Genomic DNA, 11,294 nt, shown 5'->3' with positions numbered 1-11,294 from the left:
GCAATTTTTTTATCTTTTGGCGATGAAAGCCAATGTTACAGACCTTGAAATAGAAAAACAACTACTCCCATTGTTTGATACTACCGGTAATATCAGTGCCCGCCGGGCATTGGTCAATGTGCTATTGGAACTACCGGCTACAAAGGAAGGTGTGTACGAACGTCAGCAACTCATTCAATCATTCATTACTAACGGTTACGTATATACGCAAGTAGCTTACTCCCGCCAGGACTTTGAAGAGGTGCAGCAGGCTTTCAAACAAATAAATGATCAGTACTATTATTACGATAGCTCTCCGGTGATTGCTACCATGCAATTGTTGTGGCGGCGCCGGCACCGGCATGCGATGCGAAGCCGTTTGGCGCAGCTGGCGCTTTTCATGGATATGTTGCAGCGATATTTTGAGCGGGTAGACGCGGCTGCTTTTCCTCCACCATTTGGCGAACGTATTGCCGCATTAAAGGAATATCTGCTGCGGTTCGATGCCAGCGAAATTACCGGACGTATACGTAAAAACCGTTTTGGTATCAGGGATCAGCTGTTTCTGCTGGACCTGCTGAGCCGGGGTATTACTGAAAAGGAAGCAACGCAGCATTGGGAAACTTTTTATTCGTATGAAGCCTGGTTATCGCTGGCTAAAGGCATGGTAAAACATGGATTTGTTTTTCCTGTTTTTGTTGCTGAAGGCATCCGGATGAAAGATTTTTATCATCCCGCATTAAAGCAACCGGTAAAAAACGACCTCGACACTACTGGTCCGGTGATGTTGCTGACGGGCCCCAATATGTCAGGGAAATCTACGCTGCTGAAAGCTATTGGCATTTGCGTATACCTGGCACATGCGGGCCTGGGAGTACCCGCTGCAGCGTGTAGTTTACCTTATTTCGATTCCATTACCGTGATCATTAACTTGTCTGACGACCTGAAACAGGGGTACAGTCATTTTATGATGGAAGTGCAACACCTGCGAAAGGTAGTACTGGAAGCACATGCAGGTAAACGCTGTTTTGCGGTGTTTGATGAGCTGTTCAGAGGTACCAACGTAGACGATGCCCTGGATATCTCTGCACAAACGATCAATGGACTGCAGCGTTTTGCGGGCAGTTTTTTTACCATCTCCACACACCTGTATCAATTACAACCACTGTTGCCGAAGGTAAATGCCTGGTATATTGATTGTGTTTTAAAAGATCAGGCGCCACAGTTTTTGTACCACCTGCGCGCGGGTTGGTCGGAGCTGAAAATAGGACGGATTATTTTTGAAAAGGAAGGTCTGCCGGCTTTGTTACAGGGGAAGTAAGGGGAATTACTTTACAGGTTTAGGCGTAGTCCCTAAGGTGAAATTTACGGTAGCCGTTAAGCGTTTCATGGCAATAGCCAGTTGGTTTTCTACTGTTTTAACGGAGAGGTTCAACACCGTAGCTACCTCTTTATATTTCATCCCATTCTGCTTAATCAGGGTAAATACCATTTTGCATTTAGGCGGAAGTTGCTGAATGGCAAATTCCATTTTACGCACCATCTCTGCGGAAATCATCAGTTGCTCAGGATCGCTGTCGAAGGCGATTTCCAATTTTTCTTCTTCTTCAAAAACTACCTGCCTGGATGCGGCCTGTTTACGCAGGTAATCGATCGATTTATTTTTAGCGATCACAAATAACCAAACCTGGGGATTTTTGATATGAGAAAGGGAGGCTCTCTTTTCCCAGCAATGCATAAAAACGTCGTTGGTAATTTCTTCGGCTATTTCTTTGGAATGTGTGAGCGTGTAGGAGAAACGGAGTAATGTCACAAAGAAATGATTATAGAAAGCCCGGAAGGCCGCTTGATCATTGTTCTCTGTGATATTATTGAAAAGTACACTTATTGTAGACTCGTCCATTCCTTTGTCCGCTGATAATGGTTGCTAAATTATATAACGTAGATTACGTTAAAGTTAACAAAAATAATTATCCCGTTATCTTTTCCTGACTGGTGTTATTTCATAATAAATTGATAGTATTCTCTCCTGATAATCACTTTTGGTTCTCTTAAGTGAACAGAAAATTATTTTTAAAATCCTTTTGGGGGTTTTTCGATTTCTTTTCGTCCTTCTGTTGTAATTCGAAAAATTTAAATGAGGGAAGAACACCGGATAAACATTTTGCTGGCCAGAAAACTTGCGGGGGAGGCGTCTCCGGAGGAGTTGGCAGAACTGGAAGAGTTGCTGCTGGAATTTCCGGGACTTCATTATGCGTATACCATTGTTGAGGATATTAATGTATTGAGAGAAGGGAATGGCTTTACAGCTGCTGAAGAACAGCATTTGTTACAGGAGGGATTGTCTAATATAGACCGGTTGATGGAAACGCCGGTTGTAGCGAAAGAAAGGAGGATGTTCCCGTGGAAAAAAGTGATGGGCATAGCTGCCTGTATTGCAGTGCTGGTAACGGCCTATCGTGTTTGGCAACATCCGCGGAACAGTAACCTGCGTAATGAGGTAGTGACCAAAAACGGTTCTAAAACCGCGGTGGTGCTGCCGGACGGCACCAGTGTAGTACTGAATGCGTGCAGTCACTTACGGTATGATGTGACGAAATTTCTGAATGGCGACCGGGAAGTAAACCTGGTGGGAGAGGCATATTTTGACGTAAAACATGATCCGCAACATCCTTTTATCATTCAAACTGACCATGCCAATATTAAGGTATTAGGTACTGTATTTAATGTGAAAGCCTACGCCGAAGATGCTACCGTAGAAGCTACTTTGCTGAGTGGTAAAGTAGAAGTGAGCTTTCCTGAAAAGTCGGCCACCGGCGGACATAAAGTGGTGGTATTACAACCGGAACAAAAACTAATCATCGATAAAAATAATAAGACTGCTTTACCCGTGAAAGCAGTAGATGCCAATAATAGCAATTACACCATTACGCCTGTAAAGGTAAGCCAGGAAGGAGATGCAGCGGCTAATAGTCCTACCACCGCCTGGATGAATGATCGTTTTGATTTTGATAAAATCACTTTTGAACAGCTATCACACGACCTGGAACGCTGGTACAATGTAACCATACGGTTTAAAAATGACCGTTACAAAAGTGAAGTATTTAGTGGCGCCTTTCGCAAACAGAGCATAGACGGTATTCTGCAGGCATTGCAGCTAACGTCCGGATTTCATTATGCGGTGAATAGTAAGGAAAATGTTATTGACATATGGTAAACATCTTTTAGACACATAAATCATATTACTTTTTTTATGGCGGTCTGCAAATAAAAAAAGGGAAATGCTCGAACATTCCCCTTTCAAATTTGCTGGCTAAAACAACTAAACCGATCCACACAATCTGGTAATGGCCTAATTATTTAACCTAACGAAACAAATTTATGAAAAAAAGTCATTGGTGGCCTTCTCATATTCCCCGTCGGCGTATGAGGAAATTGTTACTAAGTATGAAATTAACTTCTGTATTGCTTTGTGCAGGTTTTCTGCAATTGAGCGCACATGGATTTTCCCAGGAGAAGATCACTGTTGATTACAAAAACATCAACATTGCCAGGCTTCTGACGATCATCGGAAAGCAGAGTGATTATACATTCCTGTATAAGAACGCTATCATTCCGGACAAAAAGATATCCATCAGCATGAAGGATGCACCTGTACGGGAAATCCTGGATAATGCGCTGGCAGGTACTTCATTGGATTATAAAGTCATGAAAGACAACCTGGTAGTGATTGTGGAGGCAGGAGATAAAGTGCTGAACATTAACATAAAAGGTAAGGTGACCGATGAAGCCGGCAACCCGTTGATCGGCGTAACGGTATTGGTAAAAGGCACTACCCATGGTGCACATACCGATGAAAATGGTCGTTTCTCCCTGGATGTGCCTGAAAATGCCATACTGGAATTTTCTTACGTAGGTTACGAAACCATGCAGATGACTGCCAAAGCGGATCAACACTATAATATCTCCATGAAAGCCAATTCCAGTGGCTTGAATGAAGTAGTGGTGGTAGGTTACGGTAAACAAAAGAGAATTAATCTCAGTGGTGCGGTAGACGCTATTTCTGGTAAAGAACTGGAGAGTCGCCCTATCACCAATGTGGGTAGTGGTTTACAAGGATTGATTCCCAACCTGAATATCACTAATACCGATGGCAGGGCCTCCTCCGCACAGAAATTTAACCTGCGTGGTATGACCTCCATCAATGGTGGAGATCCGTTTATCCTGGTGGATAATATTCCATTTACGAGTGACGAAGTATCCCGGATTAACCCGGCAGATATACAGAGTGTAACCGTACTGAAAGATGCAGCGGCTGCTGCCATTTACGGTGCCCGTGCTGCTTTCGGCGTAGTGTTGATTACTACTAAATCAGGTAAGGATGGCCGCATTGCAGTAACCGCTAATACCAACTATGCCGTGCGTACACTGGGTATGGTCCCTAAAATTACGACCGACCCACTCACCACCATGCTGTTAAAGCATGACGCAGCCGCTCCGTTGTATAACCTTTATCCGCAATCAGACAGAGACTATGCACTGAAACTGCAGAAAGATCCTTCTTTGCCGAGAGCAATTGTGAGCCCAACAGACGCTAAAAGTTGGAACTATTACGGTGAAACAGACTGGCTGCATGAAGTGTATAATAAATCAGCACCCGCTTACACCGCAAATTTCAGCATATCCCGTGGCGACGAAAAATTAAATTATTATTTATCCGGTGAATATTATTCACAAGATGGTATGCTGCGCAATAATCCCGATAAATACGAACGTTATAACCTGCGTGCAAAAGCTACCTATACCTTTAATGACCGCTTTAAGCTGGGTACCAATACCATGTATACCAATACAAAGTATGACCAGCCTTTTGCTACCAGTACTTCCGACGCCAGCACGTATGCCGGTAGTACCAATAACTCTTTCTTCAACGCGGTAAACCGTACCCCTTCTTTATCTATACCCCGTAACCCGGACGGCACCTGGACATCAGACGGCGCCAGCCTGCTGGGCGTATTAGAGAATGGTGGCCGTAAAATGGACACCTGGAGTGAGTTTATGACTACCCTCAATGCTGAACTGGGACTTATTAAAGATGTGTGGACCCTGAAAGCAGATGCCACCTGGAGACGCGGCAATAATGTAGGTAAAGGATTTAGTATTCCGGTAGCCTATCGCACGGGTCCTAATCAGCCGCTTAACTATACCGGTAATAATTTATCTTCTGCCTCCAACAGCAGCAACGACGTAAAGTATAATGTATATAACATTTATACCGATTTTCATAAAACGTTCAACAGGAAACATGCTATCGGTGCCCTGGTTGGTTTTAACCAGGAATATCACTACTACAATAACTTCTTCCTGACAGCCAATGGATTAATTAGTCCAAGTTTGCCGACCACCCAATTAACAACCGGTTTGATTAAACAGGAACAACATATTGCTGACTGGGCGGTGAGAGGTATTTATTATCGCCTGAACTATACTTTCGATGATAAATATATTGTAGAACTGAATGCCCGTAACGATGGATCTTCCCGTTTCCGTGCAGACAACCGCTGGGGCTTCTTCCCGTCAGCTTCTGCTGCATGGGTGATCTCCAAAGAAAAATTCTTCGATGGTGTAAAACAGGCAGCCGGACTGGATTTCATGAAACTCCGTGGTTCTTATGGTACCCTGGGAGATCAGCAATGGTCTGAATATGGTTACATGTCGTTGATGAAACCAGGTAACATCACTACTATTGTGGATGGCAAACAGCCAATCGCTGTGTATGATCCAACCCCGGTAACCGCTACCTATACCTGGCAAACGGTGAAAACCATCAACGGTGGTATTGACCTGAGTTTCCTGAAGGAAAGATTGTCGTTTAGCTATGACCGTTATACCCGTTATACCAACGGTATGTTTGCTCCCAGCCAGAAGTTACCGAATGTATATGGTGCGAAATCGCCCAGCACCAATTCTGCTGATTTGAAAACACGTGGATGGGAAATGACATTGTCCTGGAGAGATCAGTTCAACATTGGCAAAGATCCTTTTAACTATAGTGTGAAGTTGTTGGTGGCTGACAGCCGTTCTTTTATTACCCGCTATGCTAACCCAACCGGTTCGTTGATCGACTACGATCACTCAGACGCTACCAAGCGGAACTATTATGTTGGACAGGAAATAGGAGATATCTGGGGACTGGTAACGGAAGGATTCTTCCAGAGCCAGGAGGAAATAGACAAACATGCGAAACAGACAGAAGTTGGTTCCGACGATCAGAACTACCTGTTCTATGTAGGTGATCTGAAGTTTAAAGATTTGAACAATGATGGTAAGATCAACTATGGAGACAGGACTGTTTCTAATCCGGGCGACAGAAGGATTATTGGTAACAATGCACCGCGCTTCCCTTATAGCGTAGACCTGGCTGCTTCTTTCAAAGGATTTGATATCCGTGCGCTGATCCAGGGCATTGGTAAAAGAGACTGGTATCCTAATGCAAGCAATCACTACTTCTGGGGCGTATATGCGCAACCGTGGACCAATGTGCAGTTACATAACCTGGATCGCTGGACACCAGACAATCCCAATGGTTACTTCCCTCGCCTGAAATCTTACATCGCGGAAGATGCTACAGAGCTGGGCGCACCACAAACCCGTTACTTACAGAATGCTGCTTATACCCGTTTAAAGAACGTGACCTTAGGCTATACGCTGCCTAAGCAACTAACTGAGCGGATCAAGCTTTCCCGTGTTCGCTTTTACTTCAGTGCAGAGAACATCTTTACCATTTCTCACCTGAAAGCAAATATTGATCCGGAAGGTTTGGGCGGAGCATTGTATCCGTATCAGAAAACCTATTCATGTGGTCTGAACCTGAACTTTTAATGAATTCTAAAATGTGCAACATGAAAAATAAGTGGCTTTTATTATCACTCTCTATATTAGGGATTAGTGCAGCTTCCTGTAAAAAGGATTTCCTGCAACGTAATCCACAAACGGAAATTTCTCCGGAGCAATTCTTTAAAACCCCGGCGGATCTGAATACTTACGTTAACGGGTTCTATGATAATCAATTGTCATCTCCCTACGACGATGCCAATTCCGATAACATTTCCAGCTACACCGGCAGTGAAATGGATAAACTGGTGCGTGGCGCTATTACGCCTAATACCATTGGAGGTTGGGACGACTGGGATCAACTGCGCCGGGTGAATTTTATGCTGGATAACGTGTATAAAACGCAGGGAGATCCGGTAGAAATTGCGCATTATGTAGGGGTGGCCCGTTACTTCCGTGCGAAATTTTACATGGCAAAAATTGCTACCTATTCTGACGTGCCATGGTACGGCCATGCTTTAGCAGATACAGATAGCTCTATGTATAAAGCCCGTGATCCACGTGCGATGGTAGCAGATTCTGTAATGGACGACCTCCAGTATGCTGTAGATCATCTGAAAGAAAAAGATGGCAATGGTACCCGTGTAAACAAATATGCCGCGCTGGCTTTGATGTCCAGGTTTGGCCTGTTTGAAGGTACTTTCCGTAAATATCATCCTGAACTGAACCTGACCGGAAGTGCGGATAAATTCCTGAACAAGGCGGTAGCAGCTTCCCAACAGATAATGGATAGCAAAAAATTCAATATCTATAATAATGGTGATGGTGCGGCGTCTTACCGGGCATTATTTGTGAGCACTTCCCTGGAGAATAATCCTGAAATTATCCAGTGGCGCGATTATCAGGCGTCCATGGGCGTTGGAAATAATACACATACTGTGTTGGGTTGGGTTTGGTCGTTGAGTCAAAGCCTGGTGAACACCTACCTGATGAAAGATGGTACTCCTTTTACCGCAATTGCAGGATATGATAAAATTGGTTTCGTGGCCAGCTTCGCCAACCGCGATCCACGTATGGCCGAAACGGTAGCCTACCCTGGTTTTTCTACTACCATGAATGATATCCTGTATGTAGCTAAACCGAACCTGGGTGGGTATGATCAGTTGAAGTTTTATCCACGTGATCCGGCATTGCGTAAGGGCTGGGAGCTGAACTATACTGCTTTGCCTATTTATCGTTTTGCAGAAGTATTACTAAACTATGCGGAAGCAAAAGCGGAGTTGAATAGCCTTACGCAAGCAGATATTGATGCAACCATTAACAAATTACGTAGCCGTGTAGGTATGCCAGGGCTGGATATGGTAGCAGCTAACAGCCATCCTGATCCTGTGCAGGAGTATGGTGTTGTTGGTAAGATCACCAGCAGTAACAAAGGGGTGATACTGGAAATCAGAAGAGAAAGAAGGGTAGAAACGGCTTGTGAAGGATTGCGTGCGAATGATGTGAACAGATGGGCTGCTGGTCAATTGCTGAAAGATGCTCCCAAAGGGATGTATGTGCCCGCCATTGGTGCTATCGATATGACCGGAGATAATAAACCAGATATTGCTATTCTGCCATCTGCCACAGATACCGCAGCTATTGACAATATTCCCTGGTCAGTGAAGAAAGACATGGCGCGTTTTTATTTAAATGAAAACTTCTACCTGGAAAATGGTAACAGTGGCCACATTATGTTTGTGGCGGACCGCGCCGGCCGCGAATTTAAAATGCCTCAGTACTATTATCGTCCTATACCGCAAGATCAAATTGTGTTGAATCGTAAACTGGAACAGATTTTAGGCTGGGAAAAGTAAGTGATGAAGAAGGTAAGGGGGAAGACTACGGTCTTCCCCTTTGCTATTTATATCCAGACATGGCAAAAAACAATGGAGATGTATAAAAGTATCATGCGAACAGCGTTGTTGCTGTTATGTACGCAGGCAGCGATGGCTCAGGGTTTTTCCGGGAAAGTATTTATAGATAGCAATGGCAACAATGTTTGCGATGCCGGAGAAAACGGGATGGCTGGTGTAAAGGTATCTAACGGTGTAGCCGTTACCGTAACGGATGTAGCAGGTAAATTTCAATTGCCGGCACAACAGCAAACGCGGTTTGTGTTTATTACCACACCCGCCGGTTACCGGTTTACCAAATCCTTTTATATCAAGGCAGATAGTAGCAAAATCACTTATGATTTTGCCCTGATGCCGGTAAAGTCGGCATCTCCTGCCGCGGCAAAGTTTGTACGGTTAACCGATACAGAAACCACGATGTATAATAACTGGATCACCGAAGCCAAAGATTATGCAAAGAATGAACAGGCAGATTTCATAGTGCATACCGGTGATATTTGTTATGAAGACGGCATGAAGTTTCATGCAAAGCAGGTGAACACCGCTACCATGGGATTACCTGTATACTATTGCATCGGTAATCACGACCTGGTGAAAGGACCCTATGGAGAAGCGTTGTATGAGTCGTTATTTGGACCGGTGTTTTATTCGTTCGAAGCAGGACCGGCACACTTTATTGTAACGCCGATGTGGTATGGCGATTATGCGCCCTCCTACACCGCAGACGACGTATTGCAATGGATAAAGAATGACCTGGCGGCTACCGACCCGGCTAAACCAGTGATCATTTTTAACCACGACCTGCTCACATACGATACCCTGTTTACCATCCGCACGGATAAAGACAGTATCAACCTGAACGATCACCACCTGAAAGCCTGGATCTATGGGCACTGGCATATTAACTTTGCCAAACAGCATGGTAACACCGGCATCCGTTCACTTTGTTCTGCGCCAGCCGCCGATGGAGGGATTGATAATTCTGCCAGCAATTTTGATGTGATAGGTGTTAATAAAAAGGGGATTTCATCTGTAGAAAGACGTTATACCTACGTGGATAATCAAATCACGCAGGTATCGCCGGCCGCTACGGGAGTGGCATTTGAGGGCGACAAGCTGTTGGTAAGTGTAAATGCATATCATACGGCCGCCAACATCCGGCATGTATTGTTCAGTTTGTATAATAAGCAGGGACAATTACTGAAACAGCTAACCCTGCATCCCCGCACGGATTGGAACTGGGCTGCTACCACTTCTGTTCCGGCGGCCTGGTTTAATAACGTATATACTTCCACGGTAGAAGCCACTACCAGTACAGGTCATATTTTATTCAGAAGAGATACCTTCTCCCTGGAAAAAACAAAAGTACCGGCCATTACCGGACCCTTGTGGCCCGAAGTATTACAGAATGCACAGCGCATAGGTGTAGTGCCGGGTGTAAGCAATAATAGTAAAGGGTTGCACCTGTTATGGTCTGCCAATATTGGTGGCAATATCTGGAAGTCATCTCCCATATATGCCGAAGGCAAAATATTTGTGGGCACCCTCGATGACGAAGGTAATCATCACAGTGGTATTACTGCCCTGGATGCCCGTACGGGCAAAATAGTATGGCAGTTTGCTACTAAAAATTCCATAAAACATAGCATCAGCTACGCTGATCACCTGTTACTGGCTACTGATGCAGAAGGTATCACCTATGCGCTGGATGCCGCCACAGGTAAGCTGCGCTGGCAACATGCCGGCAATATGAAAAGTTTAGCTTCTTACAATTCCGGTGGCGTTATACAAGACGGGGTATATTATACCGGCGCGGGGAAATATATGCAGGCACTGGATATTTCTACCGGCGCTGTAAAGTGGACCAACCAGGATTGGAGTGGGGGAGAAGGAACCCCTGCGGCGATGGCGGTACAGGGCGATTGCCTGGTGACTTCTTCCAACTGGAATCACCTGTTTGCACACGACCTTCATACCGGTAAATTGCGCTGGAAGCGCAGTGATGAGGGAATTCGCTTCCGTAGTGGTACACCGGCCTTTTATGGTGGTAAACTGTACGTGCACGGGCTGAATAAGCTGCATGTCATTGATCCGGCAAATGGCCGGACGGTAGACAGTATTCCAACGGAAGATGCGCTGAAAACAATGACGGCCCCGGTGGTAACAGATCAGTGTATACTGGTTTCTACCGCTACCAATGGTTTGGCGGTGTATGATAAACAGACTAAGCAACTGGTATGGCGTTTTGTGCCAGGCGAAGCGCTGTTTTATACGGCGCCGTATACACAGCCCTCTTCCGCTACTATTGAATCTACGCCGTTGTGTGCCGGTAATCGTGTATACATAGGTGCGTCAGACGGGTATGTATATGTGGCAGATCTGAAAACAGGTAAGCCGTTATCCCGTTTTCGTACAGGCGCTCCCGTATTTGCTGAAATGGCGATCTGTAACGGATTGCTGTATGTAGCAGATTTTTCAGGGAATGTGAATGCGTTTACTTTATAGTTAACTTTTTATATAAAAGAGAAGGCCCCCCGCTTTTAGGGTGGGCCTTTCTTGTTCTTCCGCCAATTGAATAATTGCCGT

6 protein-coding genes are annotated in these 11,294 nt (G+C 44.9%); 5 read left to right on the top strand and 1 reads right to left on the bottom strand.

What is annotated here, in order from left to right; all coding sequences use genetic code 11:
- The first annotated feature begins 22 nt into the window (after positions 1–22).
- Complete coding sequence (locus tag AC5ZC7_RS25455) at positions 23–1,300, top strand: MutS-related protein (RefSeq protein ID WP_496158250.1); 1,278 nt, start codon at positions 23–25, stop codon at positions 1,298–1,300.
- A gap of 6 nt (positions 1,301–1,306) precedes the next feature.
- Here the strand turns inward: AC5ZC7_RS25455 and AC5ZC7_RS25450 are convergent, their stop codons facing one another.
- Positions 1,307–1,882 carry an RNA polymerase sigma-70 factor gene (locus AC5ZC7_RS25450; RefSeq protein ID WP_496158251.1) on the bottom strand — a complete coding sequence of 192 codons (576 nt, stop codon included), beginning with the start codon at positions 1,880–1,882 and terminating at the stop codon, positions 1,307–1,309.
- Positions 1,883–2,116: 234 nt separating this feature from the next.
- On the opposite strand from AC5ZC7_RS25450, the gene AC5ZC7_RS25445 reads away from it, so the two are divergent.
- The 4 genes from AC5ZC7_RS25445 to AC5ZC7_RS25430 all read left to right on the top strand — a co-directional run bounded on the left by AC5ZC7_RS25445 (position 2,117) and on the right by AC5ZC7_RS25430 (position 11,213).
- Entirely contained in the window at positions 2,117–3,196 is a 1,080-nt protein-coding gene (locus AC5ZC7_RS25445; protein WP_496158252.1) for a FecR domain-containing protein, read from the top strand.
- A gap of 230 nt (positions 3,197–3,426) precedes the next feature.
- On the top strand, positions 3,427–6,861 hold the full coding sequence (locus AC5ZC7_RS25440) for a SusC/RagA family TonB-linked outer membrane protein (protein ID WP_496158253.1): 3,435 nt from the start codon (positions 3,427–3,429) through the stop codon (positions 6,859–6,861).
- A gap of 20 nt (positions 6,862–6,881) precedes the next feature.
- Positions 6,882–8,669, top strand: a complete 1,788-nt coding sequence (locus AC5ZC7_RS25435; protein WP_496158254.1) for a RagB/SusD family nutrient uptake outer membrane protein — start codon at positions 6,882–6,884, stop codon at positions 8,667–8,669.
- Positions 8,670–8,747: 78 nt separating this feature from the next.
- A complete protein-coding gene (locus AC5ZC7_RS25430; RefSeq protein WP_496158255.1) occupies positions 8,748–11,213 on the top strand; it encodes an outer membrane protein assembly factor BamB family protein in 2,466 nt (821 codons plus the stop codon).
- Positions 11,214–11,294 lie beyond the last annotated feature (81 nt).

Source organism: Chitinophaga sp. 9-1-y (assembly GCF_059511905.2).
Note: the sequence above shows the minus strand (reverse complement) of the source record. Positions and strands in the feature narration are given on the sequence as shown.